The organism is Streptococcus oralis subsp. dentisani (genome assembly GCF_002096685.1).
Lineage (GTDB): Bacteria > Bacillota > Bacilli > Lactobacillales > Streptococcaceae > Streptococcus > Streptococcus oralis_AD.
Map to the genome: position 1 here is coordinate 212676 of NZ_NCVA01000041.1, position 14904 is coordinate 227579.

The following is a 14904-nucleotide window of genomic DNA, read 5'->3' on the forward strand; positions in this document are numbered from 1 at the left end:
GCCTTAAAAATCCATCAGATACCGTAAAAAATCAAAGCCCAATCCACCATTTTTACCAGTGAATGAAGCTTTGATTTTTATTTATTTACATATTATCTCATTCCCATTTGGGCGAGTTTAGTCCGGTATTTGTTCTGGTCGACAAGTAGACCTTGTCCTCCGTAGACATCATAAGCATCTACCCAATCGCCAAGTTCTGGCACTGTCAATCTTTCGATACCATTCTGTGCGCCTTCGATAACTGATAAGCCATTGGTCAGTAAGAAGGTATATGGTAGGTTGGTAGAAGTCATTCCAAAGACTTTTCCAAGTGCCTCTGATCCTGTAAAGAGTTTGGTCGGATCTTTGATTTGCTCAAGAACTGCTGACATGACCTGCTGCTGACGTTTGGTACGACCATAGTCTCCTTCATCATCATCACGGAAGCGAGCGTAATTGAGCAAGGTTGAGCCATTCATCTGCTGTTTCCCAACTTTAATAGTTTGAGTTGGCGATTCGGTTTCTGTTGCATGAAGATCATCTCCAACTGTGGCTTCTGTCAGAGGCTGACCATTTAACGTTGAAAACTTAGCGTCTATAGTCACCCCATCAGGAAATAGCGTATCAATAGCTGTTGCAAAGGCTTGAAAATCCACTAGGGCATAGTACTTAATATCCAAATCAAAGTTGTCTTTTAGAACCTTGCGGACCATTTCTGCCCCTTTTTGCCCTTCTTGTTCCCCAAGTTCATAGGCAACATTGAGTTTATTATCCGTTTGTTTCTTGCCATTCACAATCTGGCTGTAGCCATCAATATAGACTAGGTTGTCACGCATGAAGCTGACTAGCTTGATTTTCTTATCCGAACCACTAACATTCAACACCATAATCGTGTCTGTGCGAGTTTCTGCACTATTTTGACCAATACGGCCATCTGTCCCCATGATTAGGATATTCACCCCGTCTTTAGTATCTTGACCATTAAAGACCTCTACTTGTGCCGCTTTTGCATCAGCTGGCTTATTGCTAGTAGTTGCCGACTGGAAACCTCGAAGGAACATAATAATCATGCCCGCAGCCACACAGGTTATCAACAGTAAAAGCCAAATTAGAACTCGTTTAAAAAATCTTCTTGGTTTCTTCTTTTTTACTTCTGGAAGAGAGGAAAATTTCTGATGTCTATTCGAGCGACTTTGATTGGAATATTGTGGAATTCCAATGTCCTTCCCTAGATTTTTTTCCCTTTCACCTTCATTAGAGGGAAATCCACCGTCCATTTTTCTTTTTAAATAGTCAAATTCTCTCTTTTCTCTGTCATTTAGGTAATGAATATTCTTAAAAAGGTAGTCATAGCGTAACTTCTCATGATGACTTAAAGGGCTTTCTTTGCTCATAGGCTCTCCTTTCCTAAATCCCTAATAGTGAAAATAGGGTAGGTCCCCAGTATCTTGTACTGGATACCAATTGTTTCTAGTTCTTGTCTGGCAAAATGAACCAGCTCTTTGGCACTATAATCCACATCTATGATGAAAAAGTATTCACCTAGTGCCGTTTTGAGGGGACGACTTTCTATCTTGGTTAAGTCAATACCTCGCCAAGCAAAGGTTGAAAGAGCCTTATAAAGTGCCCCAGGAAGATTGTCTGGCAAGGTTAAGGCCAAACTCATTTTTTCAGTTTGTGATTGCAAAGGGATAGCGGGAATCTCAGACCCTAAAACCCAAAAACGAGTGAAATTGGCCTCCATTTCTTGGATATCTTCTGCTATCAATTCCAAACCATACTCTCTAGCTGAGTTTCTAGGCGCAATAGCTGCAAAAGGTTGGTCTGGATGTTCAGCAATAAAGCGAGCTGCATAAGCTGTACTTGCCGTCACTTCAAGCTGAGCTTCTGGATAATGCTCCTCTATGAATTTCTTTCCCTGAGCCAGAGCCTGAGGATGAGAAAAGATTTTCTCAATTTCTGACTGACCAGGAACTACCATCAGCTGCTGATGAATGGGTTGTACGATTTCTGCAACAGCCTGAATATCCGCCTGATGAAACAGATAGTCTAAGCTTTCATGCACACTCCCCTCAATGGAGTTTTCAACTGGTACCACAGAATAGTCCACCAAGCCCTGTTCATAGGCCTTAATAACATCTGTGATATTAGCAAAAGCCTGCAATTCCTCTTTGGGAAATGCTGTCTGCACAACATGATGCGAAAAAGATCCCTTGGGACCTAGATAGGCAATTTTCATCTCAGTTCCTCTATAATTTCCTCTGGGCTTAGCTTGGTCACATCCAGAACTTGACTGGCTACTTCCTCATACCAAGCTTGTCTTTCTTGGAAAATACTGGCCAGTTCTTCCTTGCTTTTGTTAAGAAAGAGCGGGCGCTGATTGTCCTTATCAGCTGCGATACGTTGGTAGAGGGTTTCAAAATCTGCTTTTAGATAGATGTTATCGGGATTGGTTTTGAGCAAGTCACGATTTCTCTGAGACACGACTACTCCTCCGCCAGTTGACACAACTCGATCCGTTTTTAGTAAGTCAGCTAGGACTTCTGACTCTACTTGACGAAAGGCCACTTCTCCTTTTTCAGCGAAGAAATCCGCAATGGACATGCCCAAATGTTCCTCGATTAAGGCATCCATATCGATGTAGTCTGGGTCCAATCCTCTAGCGATTGTTGACTTGCCAGCCCCCATAAATCCAAGTAATACCTTAGCCATGAATCAAGCTCTCCAAATCATCAAAGAAGCTAGGATAGCTGGTATTGATGGCTTCAGCACGGTCAAGTTCCACTTCTCCATCTGCAACCAAGAGGGCTGCGATGGCTGTCATCATTCCAATTCGATGGTCACCAAACGTATTGACTCTAGCGCCATGAAGTCTTGATTTTCCTTTGATAATCATCCCATCTGCTGTAGGAGTGATATCCGCCCCCATGCTATTTAAGGCGTCTGCTACTACCTGAATGCGGTCTGTTTCCTTTACCTTGAGTTCCTCAGCATCCCTAATGACCGTTACACCTTGTGCTTGTGCCGCTAGAAGGGCAATAATAGGTAATTCATCAATCAAACGTGGAATCAAGGCTCCACCTATCTCTATTCCTTTGAGGCCTGAAGACTCGACAGTCAAGGTTGCTGATTTAGCGACTGAATCGATTTCAGTTATTTCTAGTTTTCCTCCCATGGCACGAATGACATCAATAATACCAGTACGCGTTTCATTGATGCCCACATTCTGCAGCACCACACGAGAATCTGGCACAATCAAACCTGCGACCAACCAAAAGGCTGCACTGGAAATATCTCCTGGCACAACTACCTTTTGTCCGGTAAGTTTTTGTGGTCCTTGGACTGTAATTTTCTTGCCATCCACACTTAAATGACCACCAAATTGCTGAAGCATATCTTCGGTGTGGTTACGAGTACATTCTTTCTCGATAATAACGGACTCCCCCTGAGCCTGTAAGGCTGCAAACATCAAGGCGGACTTGACTTGGGCAGAGGCGATTGGCAACTCATAGTGAATAGGTGTAAGGTTTTTCGTCCCTTTTAGGCGAAGAGGAGGCAGGTCTCGCTCGGTTTGCCCTGCAATGCTAACGCCCATTTTTTTCAATGGAATCGTCACACGATCCATAGGACGTTTAGAAAGACTATCATCTCCAAACATCTCTACTTCGAAGTCTGCACCAGCAAGGACACCTGAAATCAGGCGAATCGAGGTGCCAGAATTCCCCATATCCAAGGCGTTTTGCGGAGTTTTTAAGCCATCCATATCTACACCTTGAATCGTAATCACACCGTCTTTATCTTCTATTTCAACACCAAGATCACGAAAAACCTGCATGGTTGAGAGAACATCCTCTCCACGCAGAATATCATAAACCTTAGTCTCGCCCTCAGCCAAACTTCCAAAAATAATCGAACGGTGGCTAATAGACTTGTCACCTGGAACCCGGATACTGCCATGTAAGTGGCGAATGTTTGTTTTTAGTTTCATAGTTGACCTCATACTTGCAATACTTTTTCTTATTTTATCACAAAAAAGCCAGAAATTCCTGAAATTTCTGGCTTTTATACAGATAAAATACTATTTCAATAATTCTGAAACAGGTTCAAAGACAATTTTTTCAATGTCTGAAAGGTAAATAGATAACTGTTGCTGTTTGGCAAAGAAATCTGACAAAAGAGCGTTCTCTTGGATTTGCTTGCTGAAAGACTGCATCTTTTCTTGGAAAGAGGCATCTGGCATTTGTCCCGTTTGCGCCATGACTTGGATTTCTTGCTGGAAGGCGAGGTAGTCTGCAAAAATCTTGCTAGCTTGTTCATCAGCTTGGATAGCATCTTTGGCTGACTTAACCGCCTTGTATTCTGGTAATTCGCGTAGACCGCGACTGAGTTCGTTTGCACTATCGTAAATATTTGACATGATTTTCTCCTTATTTGATGACGACTGTGTAGTCTGTATTTTCTGTAATTAAGCGCTCCGCTCGTTCCAAATCTTGAGCATTTTTAAATGAAATTTGTAGAATCCCGTGAACATCCTCACGGTTTTCTTCGTTGATGTGAATGTTGACCAAGGAAGTTCCACGTAGCAATTCCAAAATACGCAAGATGACATCTTCTTCATCGGGAACGTCGACATAGAGGTCGTAAGAGCTATCCACACCACCACGCTTATGGATTTCCATAGCCTGACGTTGCGCACGCGCCTGATTGAAAAAATTCCAAATTTGCTCTTCATCTCCCTTGCTGATGGCTTGTCCAACCTCATCTAGGCGATCCTTGAAATCCGCAATTCGATCTAGAATAGTCTCACGATTGGACAAGAGAATAGAAGTCCACATACCTGGCTCGCTTTCCGCAATGCGAGTCATATCTCGAAAACCACCCGCCGCAAAGCGTCTTGCCATCTCATGTTCTTGAGCATAAACTGCTGTCTGCTCCATAAGGCTGGAAGCCAGAATATGAGGAAAATGACTAATCTGAGAAGTCACCCGATCATGCTCCTTGGCATCAATCTCGATAAAACGAGCATGAAGGCCTGAAAGCAGATCCTTCATTTCCTCAAGTGTGTCAGGACTTGTCAGGCTCGAAGGTGTGAAGATATAGTAGGCATTTTCAAAGAGATTAACATCCGCAGAGGCAGCCCCTGTCTTGTGGCTACCAGCCATGGGATGGGCCCCGACAAAGCGAACAGGCTTGTCAACCAAATACTGCTCCGCCACATCTACAATGGCTGACTTGGTTGAGCCTGCATCCGAGATAATGACGCCTTCTTTCAAGTCTAAATCTGCCAGCTCTTTAATAAAAGCAATGGTCTGTTTGATTGGCAAGGTCAAGATGATGACATCTGCTAGAGGAGCGAAACTGGCAAAATCATCCGTCGCACGGTCTATCATTCCTCGCTCCAAGGCAATATCTCTCGAAGCCTGACTGCGATTATAACCTAAAATTTCATAATCAGGATGATCGCGCTTGATACCGAGTGCCATCGAAGCACCAATCAAACCGAGACCTGCGATATAGATGGTTTTTGCCATAAGGACTCCTTAATAGTTCTTTGTATAGTCTCGGTGTTTGGCAACTGCCTCTTTTAATTCTTCAAGATTATCTGATGAGAATTTTTCAAGGATTTCTTGCGCCAGAACCGTTGCTACAACGGCTTCCATAACTACACCAGCTGCTGGAAGGGCGGTCGGATCACTTCTCTCCACAGTTGCCTTGTAAGGTTCGTGGGTTTCGATATCCACACTCATAAGTGGTTTGTAAAGAGTGGGAATGGGTTTCATGACTCCACGAACAACGATAGGTTGCCCATTTGTCATACCACCTTCGAAACCACCTAGATTATTGGTGCGGCGAGTATAACCGTCTTCTTTAGACCAGAGAATTTCATCCATAACCTGGCTGCCTTTTCGGTAACCAGCTTCAAATCCAAGACCAAATTCCACCCCTTTAAAGGCATTGATAGAGACAACTGCTTGGGCCAATCGCGCATCTAATTTTCTGTCCCATTGGACATAGGAGCCAAGGCCAACTGGAACGCCTCCGACGACTGTCTCTACAACCCCACCGATGGTATCACCGTCACGCTTGATTTGGTCAATATAGTCCTTGATTTCCTGTTCCCGTTCTTGGTTGACAATAGAAACTTCAGACTGGGCAGCTCGTTCCTTAATCTCAGCAACTGTCAGATTTTCAGGTACATCGATTTCCTTGCCACCAAAGACCACAACATGGTTGGCAATCTCCATATCCAGCTCAGCTAAGAGACGTTTGGCTACTGCCCCAACTGCCACCCGCATGGTGGTTTCACGAGCTGATGAACGTTCCAAAGAATTTCGCAAATCATCAAAACGGTACTTGATTCCCCCTACCAAGTCGGCATGTCCTGGACGAGGATGGGTGATTTTTCGTTTGCTTTTAAGGCGGTCTTCGATGTCTTCTGCAGACATGATATCCAGCCATTTTTGGTGGTCCTTATTGATGACATCCATGGTAATGGGAGCCCCTGTCGTCTTCCCGTGGCGAACTCCCGAAGTAAAGACAACCTGGTCACTCTCAATCTTCATACGGCCACCACGACCGTAGCCACCCTGACGGCGTTTAAGGTCTCCATTAATATCCTCTGCTGTCAAAGGAAGTCCAGCTGGGATTCCTTCAATGATAGCCGTCAGACGGGGTCCGTGTGATTCTCCTGCAGTTAAATATCTCATTCGTTCTCCTTATTTTACCAAGTAGTCTTTAATCTCTTCCAGAGAAACTGGGTGAATGGTCGCTGATCCGAGCCCTGGTACCAAGACCAATTTCAAGGTGTTGCCACGCGCCTTCTTGTCATGAGTCAAAGCCTGATAAAGCTTGTCAACATCCCATTTTTCATAGTCAACAGGCAAACCAAATTTCTGGCACATCTCTTTGATGGACTGGGTTATTCCTTCTGGCATAAGACCTTTTTCCTCAGCAACCTTGGAAATCTGCACCATTCCCATGGCCACGGCCTCACCATGCATGACTTTACCATAACCAGCCGTTGCTTCAATGGCATGACCAATAGTGTGACCAAAGTTGAGGTAAAGTCGAACACCGTTATCCAACTCATCCTCAACCACCATCTTACGCTTCACCTGACAAGAATGTTCTATCAAAGTCTCTGCATGTTCCAGAATGCTCTCTACAGAACCATCCAGCTCCGTCAAGAGAGCCCAAAGTTCTGGATCCTCAATCAAGCCATACTTGATAACCTCACCCATCCCTTCAATCAACTCTCTTTTCCCGAGCGTTTCAAGGACAAGCGGGTCAATCAGAACCCCATCTGGTTGAGCAAAGGTACCCACCATATTCTTAGCAAAAGGAGTATTGACACCCGTCTTTCCACCGATAGAAGAATCAACCTGAGCTGTCAGACTGGTCGGTATCTGAACAAAGTGAATGCCCCGCATATAGGTAGAGGCCACAAAACCAGCCAGGTCCCCAACGACACCACCACCAAGAGCAACAATCCCATCGCTACGAGTCAGACCTTGCTTAACTAGAAATTCATAGACTTTCTGAACAGTAGTTAAATTTTTTCTTTCTTCACCTTCTAAAAAGTCAAAAACAGCTACCTGAAAACCAGCATCTTCTAGGCTGAGCTTGACCTTCTCTGCATAAAGAGAAGCTACATGGTTGTCGGTTACGATAACCACTTTTTGAGGTTGCCAGAGTTCTCGCAACCATTGACCAGCCTGAGCTAGACAACCTTTTTCAATCTGAATATCATAAGGATGACGTGGAATATCGATTCTGATTTTCATAGTAGGGTCTCCTTTTCACTATTTATATTTTTCTGTTAAGGACTGCCAAATCTCTTCTGTCGGCATTTCTTTACCTGTCCACAATTGAAAAGCTTCAGCAGCTTGATAGAGCAACATCCCCAGGCCATTGACGGCTGGATTGCCCTGACTTTTAGCCCATTTCAAAAATGGCGTGTCAAAGGGTTGGTAAATGATATCTGCGACCAAGAGAGTTTCTGGTAAATTGATGCTTTCTGGAACTGGGGACGACTGCCCATCCATCCCTACACTGGTCGCATTGACGAGCAGGTCCGACTCAGCAATCCTTGCTTGCAGTTCAGAAGCATCTTCTAAAGCATACAAGTCCACTTTAAAGCCTGTTTGCTCCTGTAACTTGTCCAGATAAGGTCTTGTTTTTTCCATGGAAGCTGAACGCACAAAGACAGAAATCTGACTGACGCCGTCCAAAACGGCTTGTGACAAGATTGATTTGGCCGCACCACCTGCGCCCAGAATGGTCATTTTCTTATCCGAAATTGTAAAAGAAGGCAAGCTCTTAAAAAATCCCTTGCCATCTGTATTATATCCAATTAACGTTCCGTCTTGATTAACAACTGTGTTGACCGCCCCAATCAAACGAGCCTCATCGCTCAACTCATCCAGATAAGGAATCACTTGCTCCTTGTAAGGCATAGACAGGTTAATCCCAAACATCTGGTAACGGCGAATATTGGCAACTGTTTCTGCCAAATCACCCGCTTCAATCTCCCAAGCTACATAGGCACCATTAATAGCTGTCGCCTCAAAGGCCCTATTGTGGATAAAGGGTGAAATAGAGTGTTTGATGGGATTGGCAACAACTGCAGCTAAACGTGTATAGCCATCAAGCTTCATCCAAAATCTCCCTGATTTTTTTCATACTTGATAGAGAAATCTGACCCGGTGCACTGGCCGCATCCATACTAGCAAAAGACCAGCTGGAACCTGTCACATCTGAAGTGATACGCGAAACCTTACCAATTTTCCCCATGGAAATGGTCACGTACTCTTGCTCAGGATTGAGTGTCTTGAAACCTCGCGTATAATTCATCAGGTCTAAAACATCCTGAGCTGTATTTGCCATTACCGATACCTTCACTACTTTTGGAGTCAAGCTGGTCAATTCAGACAAGATTTCCATCATGTTTTCAGGTGTTTCTTGGAAATTGTGATAACTCAAGACCAGATTTGGAAAATCCAACATCTCCTCAAAAACATCCTTGTGGCTGAAATACTCGAAATCTACATAATCCGGCTGATAGAGCTGAGCGACTTCCTTGATAATTTGAACATACTCTTCTGAGGAAAGTTCGATTTCTCCTCCCTCAGCGCGAGTTCGAAGGGTAAAGACAAGTTCGCGTCCTGCAAATTTCTCAAAGATAGCGGGTGCTACCTGTAAAATAGCGTCCTTTGCAAGAAAGTCCGCACGCCACTCGATGATATCGGCATCTTCATACCTAGTGGCATCCAGTTCTTGCGCTTCTTCTAAACTTCTTGGCATTACTGAGACGACTAATTTCATTTACTAACCTTCATACTAATCACCTTGAGGTAATTACTGCTTTCATCTTTTTTATTATAGGCAAAGTCTGCAGGAAGACTATATTGGTTTAAAATCTGATACCTTCTTCCTGCAAAACCTTTATCAATTTGTTCTGTAAATTTCTGGCGGGAAACATTGGCAGCATTAGTACTAGCAATGATAATGCCTCCCTGATTTAAAATCTCTAGACTCTGGGAAATCAACTTGTGATAGTCCTTAGCTACAGAGAATGTTTGTTTTTTATTGCGGGCAAAGCTCGGCGGATCAAGCACAATCACATCATAGGTCAAGCCTTTTCGCTTGGCATACTTGAAGTACTCAAAAACATCCATGACGATAAAACGGTGATTATCCGTGCTGAGTCCATTTGCCTGAAAATGAGCTTCTGACAGCTCTCTGGACCGTTTGGCCAAGTCGACAGAAGTCGTCTCACTAGCGCCTCCCATAGCTGCAGCAACTGAAAAGGCAGCCGTATAGGAAAACATATTGAGCAAGGATTTGCCCATGGCTAGACCGTCAACCAGACTCCCACGAACCTCATGCTGGTCTAGGAAAATCCCTGTCATCAAGCCATCATCCATAAAGACTTGATAGAGCACGCCATTCTCAAGAACAGTAAAGTAATCTGGCGCTTCCTCACCATAAACATAGGCAGACTCGTAGTCTAGACCTTTAAAACGAATCTTCTCATAAGCACCCAAGACCTCAGGGAAAACTTCCTTAAAAGCATTTATGATCAGCTTACGAATCTGGTAAACAAAGGAGTTGTACCAAGAAAAGACAGCATAATCTCCATAGAGATCAACAGTCAGACCACCAAAACCATCCCCCTCTTGGTTAAAAAGGCGAAAGGCAGTAGTCAAGTCATCCTGATAATAAGGCTTTCTAGCTTCCTTGGCCTTACGAAACAGGATTTCAAAAAAAGCTTGATTGAAACGAACCTTTTCCTTGCTGATGAACCAGCCAATGCCCTTGTTCTGCTGAGAAAGATAGGCACTCCCTAAAAACTTCCCGTCTTGAGTAAGAACTTCTACTTCCTGATCCGTCAGATCAATATCTGTTAAATCGCTTGCTTCCAAAAGAACTAGACCCTTAGCTAGCTTTTTTTCAACACGTCTGCTGACCCTAATTCTATTCATAGCTACTATTATAGCAAATTTTATGACAATTCTCAAAAAAGAAACCGTTTAACCATCTGTACTTTAGTTTATTAAGTGTCATTTTTGTTAATATAAGTTTACTCAATTTACTTTTTCACCAAAACATCCTTTCCCTTGTAATGGAAGGAGAGTTTCCACGCGCTAAAAATAGACAAAATCATAAATGAGTATAGAATCTTGCGCAAACGTTTGCCTAGTTCTAAACTTTATGGTAGAATAAAACACAACATTGATAAGCAAGAGGAAAAACAATGCAAAATCAGACACTTATGCAATACTTTGAGTGGTATCTGCCTCACGACGGCCAACACTGGACGAGATTGGCAGATGACGCAGAACACCTAGCAAATCTTGGTATCAGTCATGTCTGGATGCCACCTGCCTTCAAGGCAACCAACGAAAAAGATGTAGGCTATGGCGTTTATGATCTTTTTGACCTAGGTGAATTTAACCAAAAAGGGACTGTCCGCACCAAGTATGGGTTTAAAGAAGATTATCTTCAAGCCATTCAAGCCCTAAAGGTAAAGGGAATTCAACCTATGGCGGATGTAGTCCTCAATCACAAGGCTGCTGCTGATCACATGGAAGCCTTTCAGGTTATTGAAGTGGACCCTGAGGACCGTACCGTTCAACTAAGCGAGCCCTTTACTATCAATGGCTGGACTCACTTCACCTTTGATGGTCGCCAAGACACCTACAATGACTTCCACTGGCACTGGTACCACTTCACAGGTACGGACTACGATGCCAAACGCCGCAAGTCTGGTATTTACCTGATCCAAGGAGACAACAAGGGTTGGGCCAACGAGGAATTGGTCGATAACGAAAACGGTAACTACGACTACCTCATGTATGCTGACCTAGACTTTAAGCATCCTGAAGTCATCCAAAACATCTATGACTGGGCTGACTGGTTTATGGAAACGACGGGTGTAGCTGGTTTCCGCTTGGATGCCGTTAAGCACATCGACTCCTTCTTTATGAGGAATTTTATCCGTGATATGAAGGAGAAATACGGCGAGGATTTCTATGTTTTTGCTGAATTTTGGAATCCAGATAAAGAAGCCAATCTAGACTATCTCGAGAAAACAGAAGAACGTTTTGACCTTGTCGATGTTCGCCTCCACCAAAACCTCTTTGAAGCTAGTCAGGCTGGAGCAAGCTACGACCTTCGTACTATCTTTACTGATAGCTTGGTTGAACTCAAGCCTGACAAGGCTGTAACCTTTGTCGACAACCACGATACCCAAAGAGGTCAAGCCCTTGAGTCTACTGTTGAAGAATGGTTCAAACCAGCAGCCTATGCCCTCATTCTATTACGTCAAGATGGGCTTCCATGTGTTTTTTACGGAGACTACTACGGTATCTCAGGAAAATACGCCCAACAAGATTTCAAAGAAGTTCTTGATCGTCTCCTAGCCATCCGAAAAGACAGGGCCTATGGAGAGCAAACAGACTACTTTGACGATGCCAACTGTGTCGGTTGGGTTCGTTCAGGTGCTGAACATCAATCCCCAATCGCTGTTCTTATCTCAAATGATCAAGAAAACAGCAAGTCTATGTTTGTCGGGCAAGAATGGGCTGACCAAACCTTTGTTGATCTCCTTGAAAATCATCCAGCACAAGTTACGATCAATGCTGAAGGTTATGGAGAATTTCCAGTAGCAGCAGGTTCAGTCAGTGTCTGGGCAGCAAAATAAACCTATCCGTTACAAGCCAAATCCGACTGGATTTGGCTTTTTTTGTATGCACAAAAAGACCTACCCAAATGGATAGATCTTTACTTGATTACAATTTACCAGCTACTGCATCCAAGAGTTCTTGGATTTTAGCTTGGTTGCTTCCTCCTGCCATGGCCATGTCTGGTTTACCACCACCACGTCCATCGACGATTGGTGCCAATTCTTTGATCACATTACCTGCATGCACATCTTTTGTCTTGCTAGCTACAAGAACGTTCACCTTGTCACCGATAGCGGCAACTAGGACAAGCACATCAGAGTAGTCTTTTTGTTTCCAGTTATCCGCAAAGGTACGAAGGGCACCTGCATCTGATACAGAAACTTGGCTTGCAATGTAACGGTGTCCGTTGACTTCCTTCACATCCTTGAAGACATCGCCAGCAGCTGCGGCTGCGGCTTTTTCCTTCAACTCTGCATTTTTTTTTTGCAATTGACGGAGTTGCTCTTGAAGTCCTTCAACCTTGTGAGGCACTTCCTTGAGTTGAGGTGCTTTCAAGGTTGCTGCGACGGCTTTCAGAGCGTCTTCTTGTTCGCGGTAGGCTTCAAATGCTTCCTTACCAGTCACTGCCAAGATACGGCGAGTTCCTGAGCCGATCCCTTCTTCTTTGACAATCTTGAAGAGACCAATCTCAGAAGTGTTGCCAACGTGGGTACCACCACAGAGTTCCACTGAGTAGTCACCGATGGTCACAACGCGGACTTCTTTACCGTATTTCTCACCAAAGAGAGCCATAGCTCCCATTTCTTTAGCCGTATCAATATCTGTCTCAACAGTTTCCACTGCGATGGCTTCCCAAATCTTCTCATTGACTTGCTGTTCAATGGCGCGCAACTCTTCAGGAGTCACAGCTTGGAAGTGAGTAAAGTCAAAGCGAAGAAATTCTACTTCGTTCAGAGATCCTGCTTGTGTCGCATGGTGGCCAAGGATATTGTGAAGGGCAGCATGGAGCAAGTGAGTGGCTGTGTGGTTCTTCATGACACGATGACGACGGTTGGTATCGATAGCCAAGGTGTATTCTTGGTTCAAAGCAAGTGGTGCAAGAACTTCAACAGTATGAAGAGCTTGTCCATTTGGAGCTTTTTGCACATCCGTCACAGTAGCTACGACATTTCCTTTAGCATCCAAGATTTGACCGTGGTCAGCTACCTGTCCACCCATTTCCGCGTAGAATGGAGTCTCTGCAAAGATAAGAGAGGCGGTTCCTTCAGATACAGCTTCTACTTCAGCATTGTCCGCTACGATAGCCACCAACTTAGAAGGCAATTGGCTGGCGTTGTAGTTGAAGACACTTTCCACTGTAATGTTTTGAAGGGTTTCATTTTGCATAGCCATTGAGCCACCTTTGACAGCTGACGCACGCGCACGTTCTTGTTGCTCTTTCATGGCTGCTTCAAAACCTTCACGGTCTACAGTCATACCAGCTTCTTCAGCGATTTCTTCTGTCAACTCAACTGGAAATCCATATGTATCGTAGAGTTTGAAGACATCTTGCCCCGCGATAACGTTTTGACCTTTGGCTTTCAAGTCAGCTACGATGGTTTCTGCAAAGTGTTGACCTGAGTGAAGGGTACGGGCAAATGACTCTTCTTCGCTCTTCACGATTTTTTCGATAAAGTCACGTTTTTCAAGCACTTCTGGGTAGTAGCTTTCCATAATTTTTCCAACAGTTGGAACGAGTTTGTAAAGGAAAGGCTCGTTGATACCCAATTTTTGACCGTGCATAGAAGCACGACGGAGCAAACGACGAAGGACATAACCACGACCTTCATTTCCTGGAAGAGCACCATCACCGATGGCAAATGAAAGAGAACGAATATGGTCTGCGATGACCTTAAAGCTCATGTTATCGCCATCTTGGTCGTAGACCTTACCTGACAATTTCTCAACTTCACGGATAATCGGCATGAAGAGGTCCGTTTCAAAGTTTGTCTTAGCCCCTTGGATAACAGCCACCAAACGCTCCAAACCAGCGCCCGTATCAATGTTCTTGTGTGGCAATTCCTTGTACTCACTACGAGGAACAGCAGGGTCTGCGTTAAATTGTGACAAAACGATGTTCCAGATTTCGATGTAACGATCGTTTTCGATATCCTCTGCAAGCAGACGAATACCGATGTTTTCTGGATCAAAGGCTTCTCCACGGTCAAAGAAGATTTCTGTATCAGGTCCAGAAGGTCCAGCACCAATTTCCCAGAAGTTGTCTTCGATTGGGATCAAGTGGCTTGGATCCACTCCCACTTCAATCCAGCGGTTGTAAGAATCTTTATCGTCTGGATAGTAGGTCATGTAGAGTTTTTCAGCAGGGAAGTCAAACCACTCAGGGCTTGTCAAAAGCTCATAAGCCCAAGTGATAGCCTCATCACGGAAGTAATCACCGATAGAGAAGTTCCCCAACATTTCAAACATGGTATGGTGACGCGCAGTCTTCCCTACGTTTTCAATATCGTTAGTACGGATAGCTTTTTGCGCATTGGTAATACGTGGATTTTCAGGGATAATGGTTCCGTCAAAGTATTTCTTAAGGGTTGCTACCCCAGAGTTAATCCACAAAAGAGTTGGGTCATTTACAGGAATCAAGCTGACTGATGGTTCTACAGAGTGGCCTTTGCTTGCCCAGAAATCTAGCCACATTTGGCGAACTTGAGCACTAGATAGTTGTTTCATAATATCTCCTTAT

General features: G+C 44.1%; 13 protein-coding genes. 1 reads left to right on the top strand and 12 read right to left on the bottom strand.

Annotated elements, in window-relative coordinates; translation table 11 throughout:
- Positions 1–92: 92 nt before the first annotated feature.
- The 11 genes from B7705_RS07700 to B7705_RS07750 all read right to left on the bottom strand — a co-directional run bounded on the left by B7705_RS07700 (position 93) and on the right by B7705_RS07750 (position 10463).
- Entirely contained in the window at positions 93–1373 is a 1281-nt protein-coding gene (locus tag B7705_RS07700) for an LCP family protein (RefSeq protein WP_084948815.1), read from the bottom strand.
- Positions 1370–2218 carry a prephenate dehydratase gene (gene pheA / locus B7705_RS07705; protein ID WP_084948817.1) on the bottom strand — a complete coding sequence of 283 codons (849 nt, stop codon included), beginning with the start codon at positions 2216–2218 and terminating at the stop codon, positions 1370–1372. Before pheA ends, B7705_RS07700 begins: the two co-directional genes overlap by 4 nt.
- Entirely contained in the window at positions 2215–2691 is a 477-nt protein-coding gene (locus tag B7705_RS07710) for a shikimate kinase (protein ID WP_084948818.1), read from the bottom strand. Before B7705_RS07710 ends, pheA begins: the two co-directional genes overlap by 4 nt.
- Complete coding sequence (gene aroA, locus B7705_RS07715) at positions 2684–3967, bottom strand: 3-phosphoshikimate 1-carboxyvinyltransferase (protein WP_084948820.1); 1284 nt, start codon at positions 3965–3967, stop codon at positions 2684–2686. Before aroA ends, B7705_RS07710 begins: the two co-directional genes overlap by 8 nt.
- Positions 3968–4057: 90 nt before the next feature.
- Positions 4058–4396 carry a YlbF/YmcA family competence regulator gene (locus B7705_RS07720; protein WP_084948822.1) on the bottom strand — a complete coding sequence of 113 codons (339 nt, stop codon included), beginning with the start codon at positions 4394–4396 and terminating at the stop codon, positions 4058–4060.
- Between the two features lie 10 nt (positions 4397–4406).
- A complete protein-coding gene (locus B7705_RS07725) occupies positions 4407–5510 on the bottom strand; it encodes a prephenate dehydrogenase (RefSeq protein WP_084948823.1) in 1104 nt (367 codons plus the stop codon).
- 9 nt (positions 5511–5519) lie between these two features.
- Positions 5520–6686: a chorismate synthase gene (gene aroC, locus B7705_RS07730; protein ID WP_070697342.1), complete on the bottom strand. Its 1167-nt coding sequence runs from the start codon at positions 6684–6686 to the stop codon at positions 5520–5522.
- Between the two features lie 9 nt (positions 6687–6695).
- Positions 6696–7763 (bottom strand): 3-dehydroquinate synthase, encoded by a 1068-nt coding sequence (aroB, locus tag B7705_RS07735; RefSeq protein WP_084948825.1) that lies wholly within the window; start codon positions 7761–7763, stop codon positions 6696–6698.
- 18 nt (positions 7764–7781) lie between these two features.
- Positions 7782–8636, bottom strand: a complete 855-nt coding sequence (locus B7705_RS07740; RefSeq protein WP_084948827.1) for a shikimate dehydrogenase — start codon at positions 8634–8636, stop codon at positions 7782–7784.
- The gene (aroD, locus tag B7705_RS07745; protein WP_084948828.1) at positions 8626–9303 is read right to left on the bottom strand and encodes a type I 3-dehydroquinate dehydratase; all 678 of its coding nucleotides are present in this window, start codon (positions 9301–9303) and stop codon (positions 8626–8628) included. Before aroD ends, B7705_RS07740 begins: the two co-directional genes overlap by 11 nt.
- Positions 9300–10463, bottom strand: a complete 1164-nt coding sequence (locus tag B7705_RS07750; RefSeq protein WP_162284886.1) for a class I SAM-dependent rRNA methyltransferase — start codon at positions 10461–10463, stop codon at positions 9300–9302. Before B7705_RS07750 ends, aroD begins: the two co-directional genes overlap by 4 nt.
- A 272-nt stretch (positions 10464–10735) precedes the next feature.
- On the opposite strand from B7705_RS07750, the gene B7705_RS07755 reads away from it, so the two are divergent.
- Positions 10736–12184, top strand: a complete 1449-nt coding sequence (locus B7705_RS07755) for an alpha-amylase (protein ID WP_084948830.1) — start codon at positions 10736–10738, stop codon at positions 12182–12184.
- Positions 12185–12272: 88 nt separating this feature from the next.
- Here the strand turns inward: B7705_RS07755 and alaS are convergent, their stop codons facing one another.
- Positions 12273–14891, bottom strand: a complete 2619-nt coding sequence (gene alaS / locus B7705_RS07760; RefSeq protein WP_084948831.1) for an alanine--tRNA ligase — start codon at positions 14889–14891, stop codon at positions 12273–12275.
- Positions 14892–14904 lie beyond the last annotated feature (13 nt).

What these genes read in the sequence shown, in the direction of transcription:
- B7705_RS07700 (WP_084948815.1), bottom strand. Translation starts at nt 1,373, where the DNA reads ATGAGCAAAGAAAGCCCTTTAAGTCATCATGAGAAGTTACGCTATGAC.
- pheA (WP_084948817.1), bottom strand. Translation starts at nt 2,218, where the DNA reads ATGAAAATTGCCTATCTAGGTCCCAAGGGATCTTTTTCGCATCATGTT.
- B7705_RS07710 (WP_084948818.1), bottom strand. Translation starts at nt 2,691, where the DNA reads ATGGCTAAGGTATTACTTGGATTTATGGGGGCTGGCAAGTCAACAATC.
- aroA (WP_084948820.1), bottom strand. Translation starts at nt 3,967, where the DNA reads ATGAAACTAAAAACAAACATTCGCCACTTACATGGCAGTATCCGGGTT.
- B7705_RS07720 (WP_084948822.1), bottom strand. Translation starts at nt 4,396, where the DNA reads ATGTCAAATATTTACGATAGTGCAAACGAACTCAGTCGCGGTCTACGC.
- B7705_RS07725 (WP_084948823.1), bottom strand. Translation starts at nt 5,510, where the DNA reads ATGGCAAAAACCATCTATATCGCAGGTCTCGGTTTGATTGGTGCTTCG.
- aroC (WP_070697342.1), bottom strand. Translation starts at nt 6,686, where the DNA reads ATGAGATATTTAACTGCAGGAGAATCACACGGACCCCGTCTGACGGCT.
- aroB (WP_084948825.1), bottom strand. Translation starts at nt 7,763, where the DNA reads ATGAAAATCAGAATCGATATTCCACGTCATCCTTATGATATTCAGATT.
- B7705_RS07740 (WP_084948827.1), bottom strand. Translation starts at nt 8,636, where the DNA reads ATGAAGCTTGATGGCTATACACGTTTAGCTGCAGTTGTTGCCAATCCC.
- aroD (WP_084948828.1), bottom strand. Translation starts at nt 9,303, where the DNA reads ATGAAATTAGTCGTCTCAGTAATGCCAAGAAGTTTAGAAGAAGCGCAA.
- B7705_RS07750 (WP_162284886.1), bottom strand. Translation starts at nt 10,463, where the DNA reads ATGAATAGAATTAGGGTCAGCAGACGTGTTGAAAAAAAGCTAGCTAAG.
- B7705_RS07755 (WP_084948830.1), top strand. Translation starts at nt 10,736, where the DNA reads ATGCAAAATCAGACACTTATGCAATACTTTGAGTGGTATCTGCCTCAC.
- alaS (WP_084948831.1), bottom strand. Translation starts at nt 14,891, where the DNA reads ATGAAACAACTATCTAGTGCTCAAGTTCGCCAAATGTGGCTAGATTTC.